The sequence below is a fragment of the Thermus brockianus genome, from assembly GCF_021462505.1.
GTDB lineage: Bacteria > Deinococcota > Deinococci > Deinococcales > Thermaceae > Thermus > Thermus hydrothermalis.
This window is the reverse complement of sequence record NZ_JAKEDV010000007.1, coordinates 37,460-56,460: the sequence shown is the minus strand read 5'-3', so window position 1 is coordinate 56,460 and position 19,001 is coordinate 37,460. Positions and strand designations below refer to the sequence as shown.

Annotated in this window: 22 protein-coding genes and 1 riboswitch; of the genes, 7 read left to right on the top strand and 15 right to left on the bottom strand. The window is 67.5% G+C overall.

All coding sequences use genetic code 11. From position 1 onward, the window contains the following. Positions 1 to 30: 30 nt before the first annotated feature. Together LXN00_RS09490 and LXN00_RS09485 are read right to left on the bottom strand one after the other, a co-directional pair. Positions 31 to 1,617 carry a gamma-glutamyltransferase family protein gene (locus tag LXN00_RS09490; RefSeq protein ID WP_234507796.1) on the bottom strand — a complete coding sequence of 529 codons (1,587 nt, stop codon included), beginning with the start codon at positions 1,615 to 1,617 and terminating at the stop codon, positions 31 to 33. Between the two features lie 5 nt (positions 1,618 to 1,622). After that, positions 1,623 to 2,543, bottom strand: a complete 921-nt coding sequence (locus tag LXN00_RS09485; protein ID WP_326491136.1) for a GGDEF domain-containing protein — start codon at positions 2,541 to 2,543, stop codon at positions 1,623 to 1,625. Between the two features lie 160 nt (positions 2,544 to 2,703). Here LXN00_RS09485 and mntR point away from each other — a divergent pair, with 160 nt between their 5' ends. Beyond that, positions 2,704 to 3,369, top strand: coding sequence for a manganese-dependent transcriptional regulator MntR (mntR, locus tag LXN00_RS09480; RefSeq protein ID WP_234507652.1), 666 nt, complete (start codon positions 2,704 to 2,706; stop codon positions 3,367 to 3,369). A gap of 16 nt (positions 3,370 to 3,385) precedes the next feature. Here the strand turns inward: mntR and LXN00_RS09475 are convergent, their stop codons facing one another. The 7 genes from LXN00_RS09475 to LXN00_RS09445 are packed head-to-tail and all read right to left on the bottom strand — an operon-like array spanning position 3,386 to position 8,561. Then, on the bottom strand, positions 3,386 to 4,546 hold the full coding sequence (locus LXN00_RS09475) for a serine hydrolase domain-containing protein (protein WP_234507650.1): 1,161 nt from the start codon (positions 4,544 to 4,546) through the stop codon (positions 3,386 to 3,388). A gap of 3 nt (positions 4,547 to 4,549) precedes the next feature. Next, positions 4,550 to 4,825: a hypothetical protein gene (locus LXN00_RS09470; RefSeq protein ID WP_234507648.1), complete on the bottom strand. Its 276-nt coding sequence runs from the start codon at positions 4,823 to 4,825 to the stop codon at positions 4,550 to 4,552. Positions 4,826 to 4,845: 20 nt separating this feature from the next. Beyond that, positions 4,846 to 5,583, bottom strand: a complete 738-nt coding sequence (locus tag LXN00_RS09465) for an SDR family oxidoreductase (RefSeq protein ID WP_234507646.1) — start codon at positions 5,581 to 5,583, stop codon at positions 4,846 to 4,848. Between the two features lie 39 nt (positions 5,584 to 5,622). Next, positions 5,623 to 5,955, bottom strand: coding sequence for a hypothetical protein (locus tag LXN00_RS09460; RefSeq protein ID WP_234507644.1), 333 nt, complete (start codon positions 5,953 to 5,955; stop codon positions 5,623 to 5,625). After that, positions 5,936 to 6,688: an ABC transporter ATP-binding protein gene (locus LXN00_RS09455; protein WP_234507642.1), complete on the bottom strand. Its 753-nt coding sequence runs from the start codon at positions 6,686 to 6,688 to the stop codon at positions 5,936 to 5,938. Before LXN00_RS09455 ends, LXN00_RS09460 begins: the two co-directional genes overlap by 20 nt. Continuing rightward, positions 6,675 to 7,703 (bottom strand): FecCD family ABC transporter permease, encoded by a 1,029-nt coding sequence (locus LXN00_RS09450; RefSeq protein WP_234507640.1) that lies wholly within the window; start codon positions 7,701 to 7,703, stop codon positions 6,675 to 6,677. The genes LXN00_RS09455 and LXN00_RS09450 overlap by 14 nt, the downstream gene beginning before the upstream one ends. 3 nt (positions 7,704 to 7,706) lie before the next feature. After that, the gene (locus LXN00_RS09445; RefSeq protein WP_234507638.1) at positions 7,707 to 8,561 is read right to left on the bottom strand and encodes an ABC transporter substrate-binding protein; all 855 of its coding nucleotides are present in this window, start codon (positions 8,559 to 8,561) and stop codon (positions 7,707 to 7,709) included. Positions 8,562 to 8,699: 138 nt separating this feature from the next. Further along, a riboswitch (cobalamin riboswitch) is annotated at positions 8,700 to 8,859 on the bottom strand. A 119-nt stretch (positions 8,860 to 8,978) separates the two neighbouring features. Here LXN00_RS09445 and LXN00_RS09440 point away from each other — a divergent pair. From LXN00_RS09440 to LXN00_RS09425, 4 genes are read left to right on the top strand one after another with little or no spacing between them, the layout of a single operon-like run. Further along, the gene (locus tag LXN00_RS09440) at positions 8,979 to 10,172 is read left to right on the top strand and encodes an ROK family transcriptional regulator (RefSeq protein WP_234507636.1); all 1,194 of its coding nucleotides are present in this window, start codon (positions 8,979 to 8,981) and stop codon (positions 10,170 to 10,172) included. Beyond that, positions 10,129 to 11,364, top strand: a complete 1,236-nt coding sequence (locus LXN00_RS09435) for an ABC transporter substrate-binding protein (RefSeq protein ID WP_234507634.1) — start codon at positions 10,129 to 10,131, stop codon at positions 11,362 to 11,364. The genes LXN00_RS09440 and LXN00_RS09435 overlap by 44 nt, the downstream gene beginning before the upstream one ends. Positions 11,365 to 11,418: 54 nt before the next feature. Then, entirely contained in the window at positions 11,419 to 12,528 is a 1,110-nt protein-coding gene (locus LXN00_RS09430; RefSeq protein ID WP_234507632.1) for a carbohydrate ABC transporter permease, read from the top strand. Continuing rightward, the gene (locus LXN00_RS09425) at positions 12,528 to 13,334 is read left to right on the top strand and encodes a carbohydrate ABC transporter permease (RefSeq protein WP_234507630.1); all 807 of its coding nucleotides are present in this window, start codon (positions 12,528 to 12,530) and stop codon (positions 13,332 to 13,334) included. The genes LXN00_RS09430 and LXN00_RS09425 overlap by 1 nt, the downstream gene beginning before the upstream one ends. Here LXN00_RS09425 and LXN00_RS09420 read toward each other — a convergent pair. Continuing rightward, positions 13,331 to 13,930 carry a protoglobin domain-containing protein gene (locus LXN00_RS09420; RefSeq protein WP_234507628.1) on the bottom strand — a complete coding sequence of 200 codons (600 nt, stop codon included), beginning with the start codon at positions 13,928 to 13,930 and terminating at the stop codon, positions 13,331 to 13,333. The genes LXN00_RS09425 and LXN00_RS09420 overlap by 4 nt on opposite strands. A 37-nt stretch (positions 13,931 to 13,967) precedes the next feature. On the opposite strand from LXN00_RS09420, the gene LXN00_RS09415 reads away from it, so the two are divergent. Next, positions 13,968 to 14,876, top strand: coding sequence for a zinc-binding dehydrogenase (locus LXN00_RS09415; RefSeq protein WP_234507625.1), 909 nt, complete (start codon positions 13,968 to 13,970; stop codon positions 14,874 to 14,876). On the opposite strand, the gene LXN00_RS09410 is transcribed toward LXN00_RS09415, so the two are convergent. After that, the gene (locus LXN00_RS09410; RefSeq protein ID WP_234507623.1) at positions 14,871 to 15,692 is read right to left on the bottom strand and encodes an ornithine cyclodeaminase; all 822 of its coding nucleotides are present in this window, start codon (positions 15,690 to 15,692) and stop codon (positions 14,871 to 14,873) included. The genes LXN00_RS09415 and LXN00_RS09410 overlap by 6 nt on opposite strands. 9 nt (positions 15,693 to 15,701) lie before the next feature. Between LXN00_RS09410 and LXN00_RS09405 the strand changes: the two genes are divergently transcribed. Continuing rightward, entirely contained in the window at positions 15,702 to 16,604 is a 903-nt protein-coding gene (locus LXN00_RS09405) for an AEC family transporter (protein WP_234507622.1), read from the top strand. Here the strand turns inward: LXN00_RS09405 and LXN00_RS09400 are convergent. The 4 genes from LXN00_RS09400 to LXN00_RS09385 are packed head-to-tail and all read right to left on the bottom strand — an operon-like array spanning position 16,518 to position 19,001. Beyond that, positions 16,518 to 16,949, bottom strand: a complete 432-nt coding sequence (locus LXN00_RS09400; RefSeq protein ID WP_234507620.1) for a hypothetical protein — start codon at positions 16,947 to 16,949, stop codon at positions 16,518 to 16,520. The two genes, LXN00_RS09405 and LXN00_RS09400, sit on opposite strands and share 87 nt — an antisense overlap. Then, positions 16,946 to 17,632, bottom strand: a complete 687-nt coding sequence (locus tag LXN00_RS09395) for a 16S rRNA (uracil(1498)-N(3))-methyltransferase (protein ID WP_234507617.1) — start codon at positions 17,630 to 17,632, stop codon at positions 16,946 to 16,948. Before LXN00_RS09395 ends, LXN00_RS09400 begins: the two co-directional genes overlap by 4 nt. Positions 17,633 to 17,635: 3 nt before the next feature. Further along, positions 17,636 to 18,400 carry a 50S ribosomal protein L11 methyltransferase gene (locus LXN00_RS09390; RefSeq protein ID WP_234507615.1) on the bottom strand — a complete coding sequence of 255 codons (765 nt, stop codon included), beginning with the start codon at positions 18,398 to 18,400 and terminating at the stop codon, positions 17,636 to 17,638. Between the two features lie 4 nt (positions 18,401 to 18,404). Further along, positions 18,405 to 19,001, bottom strand: coding sequence for a helix-turn-helix transcriptional regulator (locus tag LXN00_RS09385; RefSeq protein ID WP_234507613.1), 597 nt, complete (start codon positions 18,999 to 19,001; stop codon positions 18,405 to 18,407).

Sequence of the window (19,001 nt, the reverse complement as noted above, 5' to 3'; positions counted from 1 at the left end):
GGGCAAAGGCCCCGGGCCAAGGATACCACGCTAAAGCGCAAGCGCGAGCCCTTCGGCCCGGGGGTCGCTGGCGGCCACCAGGACCTCCCCCTCCCTCAGGATCACCTGCCCCCGGCCGAAAAGCCCATACTCCGCCTCGTAGCGCACCCGGTGGCCCAGGTCCTTGAGGAAAAGGGCCGTGGCCTGGGAGATGCCCGGCTCCAAGAGCACCTCGTCCCCCTCACGCCCCGGCACCACCTGCCACCTAGGCCGGTCCAGGGCCGCCTGGGGGTTTAGGCCGAAGTCCGCCAGGGCCACCACCACCTGCACGTGCCCCTGGGGTTGCATAAACCCCCCCATCACCCCAAAGGGCCCTAAGGGCTTCCCCTCCCGGGTGAGGAAGCCGGGGATGATGGTGTGGTAGGGCCTTTTGCCCGGCCCCACCCGGTTCGGGTGCCCCTCCTCCAGGGAAAAGCCCAGGCCCCGGTTGTGCAGGGCGATCCCCGTCCCCGGCACCAGGACCCCGGCGCCAAACCCTTGGTAGTTGGACTGGATGAGGGAGACCATGACCTCCCCGTCCGCCGCCGCCAGGTAGACGGTCCCCTCCGGCCTTAATCCGGGAAGCACCTTGGGCAAGGCCCTTTCCCCAATGAGGCGCCTCCTTTCGGCGGCGTAGGTCTTGGAAAGGAAGGCCCGGGGGTCTAGCTCCATGTGCCTCGGGTCGGCCACGAAGCGGAAGGCGTCCTTCAGGGCGAGGCGCATGGCCTCCACCTGCAGGTGGTAGCTAAAGGGGTCCTCGGGCCTTAGTTCAAATCCCTCCAGGATGGCCAGGGCGAGAAGGGCCGCTACCCCTTGGCCGTTGGGGGGAAGCTCGTGGACCGTGAGGCCCCTATAGTCCAGGGAAAGGGGCTCCACCCACTCCGGGGCGTGGGCCTTCAGGTCCTCCTCCGTGAGGAGGCCTCCTGTGTTGGCGCTAAAGCGGGCCAGGGCCCCGGCCAAAGCGCCCCGGTAGAGGCTTTCCCCGTAAGTTTCGGCGATCTCCCTAAGGGTCTTGGCGTGGAAGGGGCTACGCCACACCTCCCCCGCGTTGGGCGCCCTGCCCCCGGGGAAGAAGACCTCCTTGAAGGCGGCGAACTCCGGGCCCTCGAGGGGAAGGTAGACGCCTTCCGCCCGCTTCCAAGCCCGCGCCGTCTCCGGCCCCACGGGGAAGCCCTCCTCGGCGTAGCGGATGGCGGGGGCCAGGACCTCGGGAAAGGGGAGCCTTCCCCACCTTTGGTGGAGCGCCCGCCACCCCGAAACCGCCCCGGGCACCGTCACGGGAAGCCAGCCCCGCTCCGGCATCCTCCCCTCAGGAAGCCGCTCGGGGGTAAGGGCCATGGGGCTTCTCCCGGAAGCGTTCAGGCCGTGGAGCCTCCCGTCCCAAACCTGGGCAAAGAGGTCGCCCCCGATGCCGTTGGAGGTGGGCTCCACCACGGTGAGGCAGGCGGCCATGGCGATGGCGGCGTCCACGGCGCTCCCTCCTTTGAGGAGCATCTCCATCCCCGCCAGGGCCGCCAGGGGCTGGCTCGTGGCCACCGCCCCCCGACGCCCCAAGACCACGTGGCGGCGGGAAGGGTAAGGGTAATAGGCAAGATCCATCGCCCTCATTCCGCTACCTCCACGCGGTTTCTTCCAGCGTCCTTAGCCCGGTAAAGCGCCTGATCCGCTCTCCGGAAGAGGCTATCTTCTTCTTCCCCAAGCACGTATTCCGCCACGCCGAAGCTCGCCGTCAGCCCCAGGTTTTGCGCCTGAAGAACTTGGCGAAGCCGTTCGGCTATACGCTGGGCATCCTCCGCCCGCGTGGAAGGCAAAAGAAGCGCAAACTCTTCCCCACCCCACCGAGCCACCACATCTTCCCGGCGCACCTGATCCACAAGCAACCGGGCTACCCGGCGTAAGAGCTCGTCTCCATAGTCGTGGCCCAAGGTATCGTTGATTCTCTTAAAGTGATCCAGGTCCACAAGAACCAGGCTAAAAGGCGTTCCGTAACGCTCTGCCCTAGAAATCTCCCGAGCAAGAGCGAGCTCAAAGGCCCGGCGGTTGGGTAAGCCCGTAAGGGCACACGTGAGGGCCTGCTCCCTCCAAAAACGGGTCTGCCCATACATCTCCCTAAAGCGCGCTAACAGGATAATAAGAGAAGCCACCGTAAGCTGGCCCACAAGCGCAGTAGCCACATACGCCAAAATGGCGCTCCCCTCCCGCCGTTCCAGGCCCCAAGACACCATGCCGTATAGCAAAAGGGTCCAGATAAGCGAGTATCGCCAGGCGGCCGCCACGGGATGGGCAAAGGCAGCGAGCACGTAGAGGGCTGGGATCCAAGGGCCAAGCAACAGGAATTGCCAACTCTCCACCCCGCGATGTAGCGAGCGGGCGATTTCCAAAAAGAAATAAAGCCCAGCCCCGTGAACCAAGTACCTGGGAGCCCTTCTAGGCCCCTGAGCAAAGGCATAGGCAAACACGGCGCCCACAGCCAAATAACCCACGAGCTCCCATCCTCTGGGGGGCAGGGTGATAAGCCGAATCATAAGGCCGCCCACAAGGCCCATCCAGCTTAGCGCGTAAAGAAAGCGAAAAGTGCTATCCATAACCTTATGACCTCAGTATACCAAGCAAAACCACCGCAAAGCCCTTTGCCGAACCTCCCTTTTGGATTATACTAGGCCTGGCTAAGCGATCCCGGTTCCTATGCAGCGCCCCCCCCTTACCGAAGCCCAGGAAGATTACCTAAAGAACCTCCTTCTCTTGGAGCTCGAAGGCCAAGCCCCGGTTTCCACCCAAGCCTTGGCAAGCCGGATGGGGGTTCGCCCCCCATCGGCTACCGAAATGCTCAAGAAGCTCGCCCTTCTAGGTCTGGTAGAACACCAGCCTTACCAAGGAGCAAGCCTGACCCTTGCTGGGCGGAGAGTAGCCCTCGAGGTCCTGCGCCACCACCGGCTCCTCGAGGCCTACCTCCACCAGGCCCTGGGCTACGGCTGGGAGGAGGTTCACGAGGAAGCGGAGCGGCTAGAGCACGTGATCAGCGAGGCCTTTGAGGCCCGCATCGCCGAGCTCTTGGGCCACCCCCCCTTTGACCCCCACGGGGACCCCATCCCCACCCAGGACCTCGCCTTGCCGGAAGCGCCCGCCACACCCTTGACCGAGGCCCCGCTCGGGGAGGCGCGGGTGGTGCGGGCCCTGGTCCAAGACCCGGGGACGCTCCACCTCCTGGCCCGGCTCGGGCTTACCCCCGGGGCCCGCCTCCGGGTCCTGGAGCGCCAAAACGGCGTGCGGGTGGCCCTGGGGAACAAGGTCTTTCTCCTACCCCCCGACCTCGCCGCCGCCGTGGGGGTGGAGGCGGGCGGGGATGATTGACCTGCGGAGCAACACCCTAAAGGGCCCGGTAGACCTGGGTGCGGAAGGCGTGCTGGAGCCTGGCCCCCAGGCGGGAATGGAGGGCCCTCGAGGGCTCCAAAACGGAAAGCAGGTTGGGGGCCTGGCTCATGTAGAGGGCGCTTAGGCCCAAGGAGGGGTCCACGAAGAAGTAGGTGCCGCCAAACCCCGCCCAGTTGAACTCCCCCGGGCTTCCCGGGGAAAGGCCCGCCCCCAGGCGGACCGCCACCCCCAGCCCAAACCCGTACCCGGGGCCCGGGAGGTACTCGGGGCCCCGCTTCAGGCCCTCGGGGTAGAGGGGGCCCAGGTGGTCCTCGGCCATGAGCCGGGCCAGGCGCGGGTGGAGGAGGCCTTTCCCCGTGCGCAAGGCCTCCAGGAAGCGCAGGTAATCGGAAGCGGTGCTCACCCCGCCCATCCCCCCGGCGTAGCGGGGGGGCGGGGCCTCCACGGGGATGAGGGCGATGCGCCGGCCCGTCTCCGGGTCCTTGGGGAAGGGCTTGGCGAGGCGAACGGGGTCCTTGGCCTGGAAGCCCGAATCCCGCATGCCCAAAGGCGCAAAGACCCTCTCCTCAAGCAGGTCCGCCAGGCTTTTCCCCGTGGCGGCCTCGAGGAGGTGGCCCAGCACGTCCGTGGAAAGCCCGTACTCAAAAGCCTCCCCCGGTTGGAAGCGGAGGGGCAAAGCGGCAAGCCGCTCCAAAAAGGCCTCCCGGCTTAGGTCAAACCGGTCCACGCCGGCCTCGAGGTAAAGCCTTTTCACGGGGGAGGCGAAGAAGACCCCGTAGGTGAAGCCGGCGGTATGGCGCAAAAGCTCGTAGACGGTGACGGGGGCCCGCAGGGGCTCCTCCCGCACCTCGCCGCCCACCTCCCGCCCCACCCGCAAGGCCCCAAACCCAGGCAGGTACTTCTCCACGGGGTCCAGAAGGCTTAGAGCGCCCTCCTCCACCAGGGAGAGGGCCAGGGCGGAAACCCAGGGCTTGGTCATGGAGTAGACCCTGAAAAGGGCGTCTTCCCGCATGGGCAGGCCCCTCTCCGGGTCCAGAAAGCCGTAGGTCCCCTGGAAGACCACCTCCCCCTCCCGGGCCACCAGGACCACCGCCCCGGGCAGGAAGCCCTCCTCCGTCATACGGCGGAAAAGCCCATCCAGTCCGCTAAAATCCATGCCTCACCACCCCTCGGGAATGGGCCTTTTGGGACTTAGAAGCAGCCAAAGGCCTAGGAGGAGAAAGCCCACGGGCAGAAGCCACTTGAAGAAAACCCCCATAAGGCTTAGCGCCACCCCCAACCCCAAGGCCAAAAGGGCCAAGGGCAAGGCCAAGGCGACAAGCAAAAGCGCTAAGGGAACGAACAAGAAGGCAAGGAGGAAGGCCACCAAGGGGCCAAGGAAAAGCCAAGCCAACACCAAGCCCACCAGGAGCAAAAGCCAACCCAAAGCCCGCATGCCCCAAGCTTACCCCTAGGCTAGGCGGGCGCCGCCCCGATGGTCCTTCCCCCGTCCACGAAGAGCACCTGGCCGGTGATGAAGCTAGACTCGTCGGAAACCAGGAAAAGCGCCGCATAGGCCACCTCCATGGGGCTCCCCGCCCGCCCCAAGGGCGTGGCCTGGATGGCCTTCTCCCGCACCTTCTCCGGCACCTTGGCCGTCATCCGCGTTTCGATAAACCCCGGGGCCAAGGCGTTCACCCGGATCCCGTACCGGCCAAGCTCCAGGGCCAAGGTGCGCGTGAGCCCCACCACCCCCGCCTTGGAGGCCGCATAGTTCGCCTGCCCCAGGTTCCCCAGGTACACCCGGCTCGCCGTGAGCACGATGCTCCCCGGGTTCCGCTCCCGCATGGCCTCCGAGGCCGCTTTGGCCACCAGGAAGCTCCCCGTGAGGTTCACCCTAAGCACCAGCTCCCAGTCCTCCAGGGGCATCTTCCAGTGGAAGTTGTCCCGGGTGATGCCGGCGTAGTGCACCACCCCGTCCAGGCGGCCAAACCGGGCCAGGGCCTCCCCGAAGCCCCGCTCCACGGAGGCGGGGTCGGCCACGTCCATGACGAGGGGCATGGCCCCCGTGGCGGAGGCCGCCTCCTCCAGGGGGCCTTCCTCTATGTCCGCCGCCACCAGCCTCGCCCCTTCCCGGGCGAAGAGCTCCAGGGTAGCCCGGCCGATCCCGTGGGCCGCCCCGGTGATGAGAACCACCTTGTCCTTGAGCCGCACGGCACACCTCCCCACGACCGAACGGTCGGTAAGGCCACCCTACCCCTTTTCCGCCCCCTCCGTCAAGCACCAGGCGTAGTAGGGGGTTTCCACGAAGGGGGGCGGTCCTCCCAGGTAGACCCGGAGGCCCGGCAGGACGAGGGTATCGCCCTCCCACTCAAAGGCCAAGGGATCCACGGGAAGGGGGTAGTGGAGCACCCCCTGCCGGGGAAGGGAAAGCCGAAGCCAATCCCGCGGGTAAAGCCGCCCCACCAGGAGGTAGCGGGCCCATCGGGGGCCGCTTTCCGTGTAGAAAAGGGCTTCCCTTCCCAGGTCTAGGAGGAGGACCCCGCCCCGCACGTACAGCCTGGCCCTATCCGTCCAGATAGACATGGGGCCTTCCCTCCAAAAGGGCCACCCGCACCCGGGGCCCGTAAAGCCCCCGGAGAAGGGGTTCTGCCAACACGGCCCCGGGCGGCCCCTCCGCAAGGAGGCGCCCATCCCGCAAGACCGCCACCCGGTGGGCCAAGGCCGCCTGGTTGGGGTCGTGTAGGACCGAGAGCACCCCCACCCCCCGCTCCGCCAGGCCCCTAAGGAGGGCCACCACCTCGGCCTGGTGGGCCAGGTCCAGGTAGGTGGTGGGCTCGTCCAGGAGGAGGTACCGGGGCCTCGCCGCCAGGGCGCGGGCCAGGAGGACCCGCTGCCGCTCGCCCCCGGAAAGGGTCCCGAGAAGCCGCCCCTTTAGGTGGGCCGCCCCCGCCACCTCCAGGGCCCAGGCCACCGCCTCCCGGTCCTCCTCTCCTTCCCTACCCCATAATCCAAGGTGGGGAAGCCTCCCGAGGCGCACCACTTCCTCCACCAAGAGCCCCTCCGGGTATGGCCCCCCTTGGGGCAGGTAGGCGAGGCGTTGGCCCCGGGCGTAGCTCCCGTAGGCCCTAAGGGGCTTTCCCTCCAGGTACACCGCTCCCCGCTTGGGCCTAAGAAGCCCCGCCATTACCCTAAGCAGGGTGCTCTTGCCGGAGCCGTTGGGCCCGAGGAGGGCCACCCACTCCCCCGGGCGCAAAAGGAGGTCCACCCCCTTCAGGGCAAAAGGCCCCACGATGCCCCTAGCCTCAAGCCCGTCCACGGCGCCTCCAAAGGAGGTAGAGGAAGAAGGGCCCTCCTAAAAGGGTGGTGACCACGCCCACGGGTAGCTCGGCGGGCCGCGTGAGGGTGCGGGCGAGGAGGTCGGCCAGGGCCAGAAGGGCAGCTCCGCCCAGGGCGCTCGCCGGGAGGAGGACCCGGTAGTCCTCCCCCAAAAGGCGCCTCAGGGCGTGCGGGGTGACAAGCCCCACGAAGCCGATGATCCCCGCCTGGGCCACGCTGGCGGCGGTGAGGAGGCTCGCTGCGGCGAGGAGGAGGAGCTTTAGGGTGCTTAGGGGAAGCCCCAGGCTTTGCGCCACCTCCTCCCCCAGTTGCAAGGCATTCAGCACCCGGCCCAGGAGGAGAAGGGGGGGCAGGGCAAGGAGGAGGAAAAGGGCCAGCGCCTTCACCGAGGGCCACCCCAGGAAGGCCAGGTTCCCCAGGGTATAGGCGAAGACTGCCCGCACCCGGTCGGCGTCCTGGAGCATGAGGTAGGTGGTAAGCCCCGTGAGCACGCTCCCCACCACCACCCCCGCCAGGACCAACTCCCCTGTCCTCGCCACCCCGCCGGCGAGGACCAGGGTGAGGAGGGTGGCGAAGAGGGCCCCGAGGAAGCCAAAGAGGGTGGCGGAAAGGGGGAGGCCCTGGAAGACGACGTGCTGGGCGAAGGCGGGGGAAAGCCCCCCAAGGAGGACGGCCAAGAGGGTCACGCCAAAGGCCGCCCCCGAGGCGGCCCCCATGAGGTAGGGGTCGGCCAAAGGGTTGCGGAAAAGCCCCTGGAAGGCAGCCCCCGCCACCCCCAAGGCCGCCCCCACCAGCATCCCCCCGAGGACCCGGGGAAGGCGGAGCTCGGTGACGATGGGGTTGGCCTCGAGGCCCAAAAGGGCCCGCACCACCTCCCCTGGGGGCACCGCCACCGCCCCCAAGGCGAGCCCCAGGACCAAGGCCAAGGCCAAAAGGGCGAGGAGCCAGGCGAAGACGAGGCTTCGCCGGAGGGCAAGGGGCAAGGAGAGGGTCATGGCCTAACGCCCGTGGAAGCAGTCCACGAGTAGCTTCAGGCCCTGGGCCACCCGGGGACCAGGGCGGGAAAGGAGGCTATCCTCGCCCCCGGTAAAGACGCAGATCCTCCCCGTCTGGACCGCCCTCACCCGGTTCCAGCCGGGCCGGCTCTGGATGGTTTCCCGGGCACCCGGGTAGGTGGCCACGATGACCTCGGGGTTCTTCTCCACCACGAATTCGGGGGCGATCTTGGGGAAAAGCCCAAGCTCCTTGGGGACGATGTTCACCCCCCGGGCCTTCTGGATGAGGACCCCGATGAAGCTCTCGGGTCCCACGGTGTAGGGGGTGGGGTCAATCTCGTAGTAAACCCGGGGCCTGGCCTTGGCCTTGGCCGCCCGGACCTCCTCCCCATAAACCTCCCGCTGGATCTGGGCCACCAGCCTCTCCCCCTGGGAGGGAAGCCCCAAGAGCTGGGCCAGGGTGCGCACGGTCTTGAAGATGTCCTCGTAGGTTTCCGTCCGCACCACGAACACGGTAAGCCCCGCCCGCTCTAAGGTTTCGTAAAGCCTCCCGTAGCGGGAAACCAGGACCAGGTCCGGCTTAAGGGAAACGATGAGCTCGGGGTTTGGGTTGTAAAGCCCCCCAGCCTTGGGCAGGCGCTTCACGCTCTCCGGCCAGTCGGAGTAGTCGTCCGTGGCCACCAGGCGGTCGCAAGCCCCGAGGGCGCACACCGTTTCCGTCACCGAGGGCAACATGGAAACGATGCGCTTGGGTGGGGCTTTGAGCGTGACCTGGCGGCCCAGGTCGTCCGTGAGGGTGACGGGAAAGGCGAAGGCCAAGGCCAATAGGACCGAGAAGAACGCCACAAGCTTCCTCATACCCACCTCCCTTTAGACCGCTAGGGCCAGGCGCACCGGGCCCGGGGGAGGTAGGGCAACGCCCCTGCCGAAAGCGGCAGGGGCGGGAAAAGCTCAGGAAGCCCCCAACCCCCCATCCGCGTGAGGTGCCCGCCATGGGGAAAGGCGGACGGCCCTGGCAGGTATTCGGGCTTCCGGCCTGCGAAGAAAGCCCCGTAGCTTGGCCGGTTACCGTTGCGGGACAGCGCCGGACTTGCACCGGACTTCCCCACTTTAAGCCTGGACTACGCGCCCAGGCACCAGGGCAACGGACCTGGCTTTGAGGCCCTAGCGGGCCATGCCCTTAGGCTATGGCGCTTTGCCCCTGCTGACAAGGGCTTGACGAAGAACGGGGAGGGTGGTTTACTTAGTCCTGAGAACGAACTAAAGGGGGTGAGGGTGCGCAAAGGGGACACGCAGGAAATCCGCAGGCTCAACCGCCGCGCCATCCTGGGCCACCTGCGGCGGGGCCCCCTCACCCGGGCTGACCTTTCCCGGCTCACGGGTTTGGCCAAAAGCGCCGTGAGCCGGCTCGTGGACGAGCTCCTCAAGGAAGGGCTTTTGCAAGAAGGGGCGTTCACCTCCCCCCCCTTGGGCCGCCCGGGCACCCTCCTGCACCTCCGCCCGGGGGCGCGTTTCGCCCTGGGCGCCGAAATCGGGGTGGAGGGCACGGTCCTCCTCGCTTTGGACTGGCGGGGCGAGGTGCTTTGGGCGAAGGAGTGGGCCCAGCCCAAGGAGGCGGGGCCCGAGGAACGCTTCCGCCGGCTTCGGGAAGAGGTCTTCCCCCGAGCCGAAGGGGCCTTGGGCCTCGGCTTCACCCTGCCCGGGGTGGTGGTGGGGAACAGGCTCCTCTACGCCCCAAACCTAGGCTGGCGGGACCTGGACCTAACCCCTTACCTGGCCTCCTTTCCCCTTCCCGCCCTAGCGGAGAACGACGCCAAGGCTTCTGCCCTCTCCGAGGTCTTCTTCCACGGGGAAGCCAACCTGGCCTACCTCGTCCTTAGCACCGGCCTCGGGGTAGGGGTGGTTTCGGAAGGCCGCCTCCTCCGAGGGGCCAACGGGGCTGCGGGGGAGGTGGGCCACTGGCTTGGCCCTGGGGAGGCCCCCTGCGCCTGCGGGCGCAAGGGGTGCCTGGAAACCGAGCTCGGCCTTGGGGCCCTCTTGAGGCATTACCAGGCCTTGGGTGGGGAGGCGGAGGATCTCGAGGCCCTCTTGGCGGAGGCCAAGAGGGGCGAAACCCTAGCCCTCCGTTCCCTAGCCCACCTGGGAGAGGCTTTGGGGCGCTTCCTCGCCAACCTGGCCGTGGCCTACGACCCCTCCCGGGTGGTGGTGGGGGGGAAGGCAGCGGAGCTATTCCCCTTCCTGGAAGCCCCCATGCGCCGCGCGCTGGCGGAACACGCCTTCTTGGAAACCCACCGCGCCCTTTCCGTCCAACCCTCCTCCTACGGGCACCTGGCGGCAGCGGTGGGCGGGGCGAGCCTCTTCTTGGCGCGCTTCTTTGAGTTGGGCGGCCTGTGGGCGGAAAGCCCACGTCGCAATGGAGGTAGGTATGAGGAAGTGGCTTTGGGTACTCGGCATGGCTTTGGGGCTTAGCGCCCTGGCCCAGACGGGCAAGCTGGAGATCTTCTCTTGGTGGGCGGGGGACGAGGGGCCGGCCCTCGAGGCCCTCATCCGGCTCTACAAGCAGAAGTACCCGGGCGTGGAGGTCATCAACGCCACGGTCACCGGGGGGGCCGGGGTCAACGCCAAGGCGGTTCTGAAGACCCGGATGCTGGGGGGCGACCCTCCGGACACCTTCCAGGTCCACGCCGGCATGGAGCTCATCGGCACCTGGGTGGTGGCGAACCGCATGGAGGACCTCACCTCCCTCTTCCGCCAGGAGGGCTGGCTCCAGGCCTTCCCCAAGGGGCTCATTGACCTCATCTCCTACAAGGGGGGCATCTGGAGCGTGCCGGTGAACATCCACCGCTCCAACGTCATGTGGTACATCCCGGCGAAGCTAAGGGAGTGGGGGGTGAACCCGCCCAGGACCTGGGCCGAGTTCCTCGCCACCTGCGAAACCCTTAAGCGCAAAGGCCTCCAAGCCCCCTTGGCCCTGGGCGAGAACTGGACGCAGCAGCACCTGTGGGAAAGCGTGGCCCTGGCCATGCTGGGGGCGGACGGCTGGAATAGCCTCTGGAACGGCAAGCTGAAGTTCACCGACCCCAAGGCGGTGGCGGTCTGGGAAACCTTCGGCAAGGTGCTGGACTGCGCCAACAAGGACGCCGCTGGCCTCTCCTGGCAACAGGCGGTGGACCGGGTGGTCCAGGGCCAGGCCGCCTTCAACATCATGGGCGACTGGGCGGCGGGCTACATGGCCACCACCCTGAAGCTCCGCCCCGGCACCGACTTCGCCTGGGCGCCCTCCCCTGGCACCCAGGGGGTCTTCATGATGCTCTCCGACTCCTTCGGCCTGCCCAAGGGGGCCAAGAACCGCCAAAACGCCCTCAACTGGCTTAGGCTCGTGGGCTCCAAGGAGGGGCAGGACACCTTCAACCCCCTCAAGGGCTCCATCGCCGCCCGCCTGGACTCCGACCCCGCCAAGTACAACGCCTACGGCCAGGCGGCCATGCGGGACTGGAAGTCCAACCGCATCGTGGGCTCCTTGGTCCACGGGGCCGTGGCGCCCGAGAGCTTCATGAGCCAGTTCGGCACGGTGATGGAGATCTTCCTCCAGACCAAGAGCCCGCAGGCGGCGGCCAACGCCGCCCAGGCCATCGCCGACCAGGTGGGCCTGGGCCGCTAAGGGCCCTTCTCCCCGTGGGGGCTTGGTCCCCCACGGGGTTTTCCCCGAGGAAACATGCGCGACCGCATCACGGCTTTCCTGGTCCTCCTTCCCTCCTTGGTGGCGGTGGGCATCTTCGTCTACGGCTTCATCGGGCAAAACCTCTACGTCTCCCTGAGCGATTGGGGCAAGAACCCCGCCCAGGCCTTGGCCCAAAGGCCCGAGCTTCACTTCGTGGGCCTCGCCAACTACCAGGAGCTCTTCACCGGCTTTGTGGACGTGCGCTTCCGCCAAAGCGTGGTGAACCTCATCTTCTTCAACCTCTTCTTCATGGCGGGCAGCCTGGGCCTCGGGTTTCTCCTGGCGGTGGCGCTGGACCAAAGCCCCAAGGGGGAAGGCTTTTTCCGCACGGTCTTTCTTTTCCCCATGGCCCTCTCCTTCGTGGTCACGGGGACCATCTGGCGCTGGCTCCTCCAACCCCAAGGCGGGGTGAACGTCCTGCCCACCCTCTTTGGCCTACCCCCTTTGTCCTTCCCCTGGCTCACCACCCGGGAGCAGGTCCTGGTCTTTGACTGGAACCAACTCCCCTTCTACACCGCCCTTGCGGTGGGGCTCATGCTCCTCTACGTGGCCTACCGGGCCCACCGGGAAGGGGAGAGGAAGCGGCGCTTTTTTGCCCTCCTTTCGGGCGGGGTGCTCCTCCTTTGGGCCTTCACCTTGGGACGGGGGGTGCACCTCCTCCCCTACCCCGAACCCCACGGCTTTAGCCTGGCCTTGGTGGGGGTGATTTTGGCGGCGGTGTGGCAGATGTCGGGGTACACCATGGCCCTTTACCTGGCGGGGCTTCGGGGCATCCCGGTGGAGATCCTCGAGGCCGCCAAGGTGGACGGGGCTAGCCCCTGGCAGACCTACCGGTACGTGATCCTCCCCCTGCTTGCCCCCATCACCCTTTCCGCCATGATCGTCCTGGGCCACATCGCCTTGAAGATCTTTGACCTCATCTTCGCCATGGCCGGCCTGGACTACGCCCCCACGGACGTGCCCGCCATCTACATGTACCTCTTGGCCTTCCGGGGCAACCAGTTCGCCAAAGGGGCGGCCATCGGCATCCTCCTCCTCCTTCTCGTGGCCGTGGTGGTCATCCCCTACCTGGCAAGCCAACTCAGAAAGGAGGTGCGGCGCTGATGGGCCGGATCTTCCTCTACGCCTTTCTCCTCCTCATGGCGGGGTTTTTCCTCCTTCCCGTCTACCTGGTGGTTCTCACGGCCCTCAAGGAGCCCGCCAAAATCACCCTGGACACGGTCTGGCAGTGGCCTGACCCCGTGTACTGGGAGAGCTTCCGCATCGCTTGGGAAGCCTTCCGGCCCAAGTTCCAAAACTCCCTGGTCCTGGCCCTCTCCGCCACCCTGCTTTCCGCCATGGTAGGGGCCCTGAACGGCTACGTGCTCGCCAAGTGGCCCTTTCCCGGTTCCAACCTCCTCTTCGCCCTCATGCTCTTCGGCATGTTCATCCCCTACCAGAGCATCCTCATCCCCCTTTTCCAGTTCGTGAAGGCCATTGGGCTCTACGGCTCCCTCCTCGGCCTCATCCTGGTGCACGTGATTTACGGCATCCCCATCGTCACCCTGATTTTCAAAAACTACTACAGCGAAATCCCCGATGAGCTGGTGGAGGCCGCCCGGATAGACGGGGCGGGCTTCTTCGGCGTGTTCCGCCACGTGATCCTGCCCCTTTCCGCCCCTGCCTTCGTGGTGGTGGCCATCTGGCAGTTCACCCAGATCTGGAACGAGTTCCTCTTCGCCGTGACCCTGACCCGGCCGGAAAGCCAACCCATCACCGTGGCCCTGGCGCAGCTCGCCGGGGGGGAGGCGGTGAAGTGGAACCTGCCCATGGCCGGGGCCATCCTGGCCGCCTTGCCCACGCTGCTCGTCTACATCTTCCTGGGCCGGTACTTCCTGCGGGGGCTTTTGGCCGGGTCGGTGAAGGGCTAGGCGGGCTTAAGCCTTTCCAAAAGCCGGGCCGCGGCCTCCTGGGCCTCTTCTATAAAGGCCCGGGGGTCTTGGCCCTTGGCGAGGGCCAGGGCCTCGAGGTAGGCCTCCAGGTACTCCTCGGCGATGAGGGCCATGACGGTGAAGGCCAAGCGGCGCCAGGCGTCCTCCAAGGCCCGGGCCTCCTCCAGGGGGAGGTGCTCCCGGGCCCTTCGCCCCACTTCCTCCACCAGCCAGTTCCACATGGCGGCCATCATGGCGTTGGTCACACCCCGGCGCACGTGAACAAGCCCCACCAAGGCCTGCCAGGCGAAGTACTGGCCATTAAAGGGACCCCTGAGGGTGCGCAGGTACCAGTCCCTTAGGGTCTTCTCCCGGGCGGGCCTCTCCCCTTCGCGGAAGACCCTCCGGGTGGCGGGGTGGCCGAAGAGGGTGTCGTAAAAGCCTTGGACCAGGTCCTCCGTCCAGCCCTCCATGAGGGAGGCATTTCGGGAAAGGATCTTCCCGTCCTCCAGGGGCCGGAAACGGGCCGAGGGCGGGAGCTGGCTCCAGATCTCTTGGGCGATTTGGTAAAAGCGGGCGAGGTTCTTCTCCGTCATCCAGCTAAAGAATACCAAGCCAGGTTAAACTACCCCCATGCAAGCCTGGGTGCAGGAGAAACTAGGGGCCCCTTTGGTCCTTAAGGAGGTGGAAGACCCCAAGCCGGGGCCCGGGGAGGTGGTCCTCCAGGTGGAGGCGGTGGGCCTGAACTTCGCCGACCACCTCTTGCGGCTTGGAGCCTACCTCACCCGGCTCCACCCACCCTTCATCCCGGGGATGGAGGTGGTGGGGCGGGTGGGGAAGGGGCGCTACGCCGCCTTGGTGGGCCAAGGGGGCCTGGCGGAGCGGGTGGCGGTGCCGGAGGCGGCCCTTTTGCCCGTGCCCGATGGGCTTTCCCCAGAGGAGGCCGCAGCCTACCCCGTCTCCTTCCTCACCGCCTACCTGGCCCTAAAGCGGGCGGGGGTGGAGCCCGGGGAAAGCGTCCTGGTCCAGGCGGCGGCGGGGGCCTTGGGCACGGCGGCGGTGCAGGTGGCAAGGGCCTTGGGCCTAAAGGTGGTAGCGGCGGCCTCGAGGCCGGAAAAGCTCGCCCTCCCTGAGCGCCTCGGGGCGGACCTTGCCGCCACCTACGAGGAGCTACCCGAAAGGGTGAAGGCCTTGGGCGGGGTGGACCTCGTCCTGGAAGTGCGGGGCAAGGCCATAGAGGAAAGCCTCGCCCTCCTCAAGCCCCAAGGCCGCTTGGTCTACATCGGGGCGGCGGAGGGGGAGGTGGTGCCCATCCCCCCCTTGCGGCTCATGCGGAAAAACCTCGCCGTCCTGGGCTTTTGGCTTGCGCCCCTCATGGGGGAAAGGGCCCTCGTGGAGGAGGCCTTGGGCTTTCTCCTCCCCCGGCTTGGGAAGGAGCTCAAACCCGTGGTGGGCAGGGTTTTCCCCTTTGCGGAAGCGGAAGCCGCCTTCCAGGCCCTCTTGGACCGCGGGCACACGGGCAAAATCGTGGTCCGGCTATAGGCGCAAATAGGCCCGCACCGCCGCCAGGTCAAAGAGGGCGTGGCCCACGCTCTTGAAGAGGACGAACCGCCCCTCCGCGCGCCTGCCCAAAAGGGCCTCCCGCAAGGGGATTGCGGGGCGGTCTAGCCCCTGAAGCTCCCCCGCCTCCACAAGGGCGTCCTCCGTGTCGCAGTAGAGGGCGGCCTGGGCCACCAAGGCCTCCGGCACCTCCCGCATCTCCGGGCGATAGCTCCCCACCGCCGCCAGGAAGACCCCATCCGGCACCCTGGGGGGCAGGACGGGGGTGGGACTTGGGGTGGCGGTGACGATAAAGGCCACGTCCTCGGGGACCTCCTCCTCCCGCCACTCGGAAGCCTCTAGCCCCAGTTCTTGGGCCTTGGCTAAAAAGGCCAACACCCTTTCCCGCCCCCTCCCCCGCACCAGGACCCGGGTGAGGGGGAAGCCCTCGGCGAAGGCCTCGAGGTGGGCCTCCCCTTGGGCCCCCGGCCCCACCACCAGGAGGGCCCCTTCCCGCCTAGGCGCAAGGAGGCTGGCGGCAAGGAGGGAAAGGGCGGCGGTGCGCCTTTGGGTGAGCTCCTCCCCCGGAAGGTGGAAGACCTCCCCCGTGGCCAGGCGCTTGGCCCACACCTCCGCCTGGACCATGGGGGCCTTCCCCGGCGCCACCGTCACCAGCTTGCACACCGCCACCTCCCCGTCCGCCGCCGGCATGGCCAAAAACTGCCCCCAAGGAAGGGACAAAACCTGCCTCCTCGGGGCCACGGCCCCCTCCAGGAGGACCTTGCGGATGGCCTCCGCCAGTTCCCGATAGCTCGGCATAGCCCTAGAATGCCCCACATGCAGGCCCTCCTCAACACCGTGGTCCCCGTGGCCCTGGTGGTCCTCTCCGGCTACCTCCTGGGCCGGCGCATGCCCATGGACCTCACCACCCTAAGCCGCCTCACCCTCTACCTCCTGGTGCCCGCCCTGATCTTTGACGCCATGTACCGGGCGGAGTACACCCGGGAAGGGCTTTGGGGGCTCTTCTTTGGCTTCGCCCTCACCTACGCCCTCCTCTTCCTCCTCATCCAAGGGACGGGGAGGCTTCTTGGGCTCTCCCCGGAAGGGCTTAAAGGCCTCGTGGTCTGTAGCCTCTTCCCCAACTCCGGCAACATGGGCCTTTCCCTCACCTACTTCGCCTTGGGCGAGGAAGGGCTTCGGCGGGCCGTGGTCTACTTCGTCCTCTCCAGCGTGGTCATGTTCGGCCTGGGGCCGGCCTTCATCCGGGGCGGGGGGCTATGGGAAGGGCTTCGCCTCACCCTGCGCCTGCCCCTCTTCTACGCCCTCCTCCTGGGCCTTCTCCTAAAGGCCTTAGGGGTCTCCCTCCCCTTCCGCCTGGACGAGGGGGTGCGGCTCATGGGCCAGGCGGCCATCCCCGTCCTCCTCCTAACCCTGGGAATGCAGATGGGCCAGACCCGCTTCCAGGTGGGCCCCTTTGAGGCCACGGCCAGCGCCTTGAGGCTCCTCCTAGCCCCCCTCCTCGCCTACGGGGCGGGGCTTCTTCTGGGGCTTCCCAGGCTGGAACACCAGGTCCTGGTCCTCCAGTCCGCCACCCCCGTGGCGGTGAACGCCTTCCTCATGACGCGGGAGTTTGGCGGGGACGCCCTACGGGTGGCGCGAAGCGTGGTGGTTTCCACCTTCTTGGCCTTCCTCACCATCCCCCTGGTCCTTTGGTTCATCGGGGTCCGGTAGGCCCGGCGTGCCCAGGTCCAACTGGAAAAGCGCCACCCCTTCAAAAAGCCCCACCAAGCGGTGGTACCCCTCTTGTAGGGGAAACCGGACCTGGTACTCCCCAGGACTCTCCAGGAAAAGCGCCTTCTCCAGGAGGAGGGTTTCCTCCCGGTACCAAAGGAGGTGGAGGTAGCCGGGACGGAGCAGGCGCTCCACCCTTAGGACAAGCCTCGCCTCCTGCGCCTCCGGGATGAGCCGGGCCACCAGGAAAGGCCTTTCCGGAGGAGAGGGCTTGCCCGGGTCCAGGGGCAAAAAGGTGTAGCGGCAAGCGGAAAGGAGGAGGAGCAAAAGGAAAAACGCCCTCACCTTCCCTCCCCGCTGGTGCAAAGGGCGAGGAGGGCGAGGGCGGCGGTTTCCGCCCTCAGGATCCTCCGCCCCAAGGTGACGGGGGTGAAGCCCCTCTCCTGCAAAAGCTCCACCTCCTCCTCGGCGAAGCCCCCTTCGGGCCCCACGGCGAGCGCCAGGGGCTTCTCCGGGTCCAAGGCCTCCCGCACCAGGCGGCCCGCCCCCACGTGGGCCACGAGGCCCTGGGGCACCTGGGGGACCGCCTTGAGGGGAATGGGGGGAAGGATTTCGGGAACCCTTAGCCTCCCCGACTGCTTCGCCGCCTCCACGGCGATGGCCTGGAGGCGCTTAAGCTTCCCCTCCCCCATCTCCTTGGGCACGCTATGCTGCGTGACGAGGGGCTGGATGCGGGTGGCCCCGAGCTCCGTGGCCCCCCGGACCACCTCGCTCAGCTTGTCCCCTTTGAGGAGGGCCACGTAGAGGACCACCTCCACCCCCACCTCCCGCTCGGGGCGGCGCTCCTCGAGGATGCGGTAGCGCACCGGGGGCCCCAGGTCCACCACCTCCGCTAAGGCCTCCCGCTCGGCGTCAAACACGGTGAACCGGTCCCCCACCCGGGCCCTGAGCACCTCCAGGAGGTGGCGGCTTTCCCTTAGGGAAAGCACCCCGGTAAGGCCTGGGCTGTAGGCGCGGTGGGGGCGCATGGGCTACCTCCGGTAGGCGAGGAGGACCCACTCCCCCTCCCCCACCTCCTCCAACGGGGCGAAGCCTGCACCCACCAGGGCCTCCCGGACCATGGGGGCCTTTTCCCTGAGGATGCCGGTTGCGAGAAGCCGCCCCCCGGGGGCCAGGGCCGCCCGGTACTGGGGGGCAAAGGCCTGGTGGAGCTCGGCGAAGAGGTTCGCCACCACAAGGTCAAAGGGCCCAAAGGGCAGGGCCTCCGTGAGGCTCCCTTCCAGGAAGCGCACCGCCACGCGGTTTTGCCGGGCGTTGGCCTCCGCCTGGGGGAGGACGGAAGGGTCTATGTCCACCCCCAAGGCCTCTCCCCCGAGCTTGGCGGCGGCGATGGCCAGGATGCCGCTTCCCGTGCCCAGGTCCAGCACCTTTTCGCGGGGGCGGAGGTGGCGGGCGAGGGCCATGAGGGCCAGGCGGGTGGTCTCGTGGTGCCCGGTGCCGAAGGCCATGCCGGGCTCAATGACCAAGGGGATCTCCGGCCCCTCCCAGGTGTGCCAAGGGGCCAGGACCACGAAGGGCGGGGCCAAGGCGGGCTTTAGGTCGCGCCGCCAGGCGGAAAGCCAGTCCTCGTCCGGCACCTCCTCCCAGACCCCCCCGTAGGGCAGGTCCAGGGGGGCAGGGAAGTAGGCGAGGACCTCCCCTTCCCGTTCCTCCAAGCCCCTCGCCCCCCGGTCAAAGAGCTCGGGGAGGATGGGGTCCAGTTCCCAAGGCGTCCCCTTTAGGCGGTATACCCACACCCCGCTATTCTACGCGGTAGCGGCAGCAGCTTCCCCCCTCGGCCAGGCGCTCTTCCCGCAAGAGGGGCAGGCCCAAAAGCTCCTGGTAGGCGAGGAGCTCGCTTTGGCAAAGGGCCTCGTGCTCGCGGGAAAGGGCGAGCTTGGGACATCGGTGCTGGCAGAGGTAGAGCCTCCCCTCCTCCTCCACCACCTCCGCCTCGTAGCCCTGGGTGCGGAGGAAGGCGGCGAGGCGCTCTAGCTTTTCCTTGAGGGGAAGCCCCTGGAGGTTTAGGGGGGCGAAGAGCTTCCGGTTCCTTTCCAAAAGGAGCCGCACCACCCCCTCTTTCCCCAGGGCCCCCTCGAGGCCCTTTAGTACGTCCCCGCAAAGGGCGGCGTAGGGTGCCCCCTCGTCCTGGGCTTGGTAGAGCCGGTAGGGCCGGCCCCGGCCAGGGCAACGCCGCACCTCCGAGCGCACCAGGCCCCGGGCCTCCAGGTCCTCCAGGTGCTTCCGGGCCGCCACCTGGCTGATGCCCAAAGCCTCCGCCACCTCCTTGGCGGTGCGGGGCCTGACCCTTAGGAGGTCCAAAACCCGTTCCTTGGTGCCTTCCAGGAGAAGGGCCAT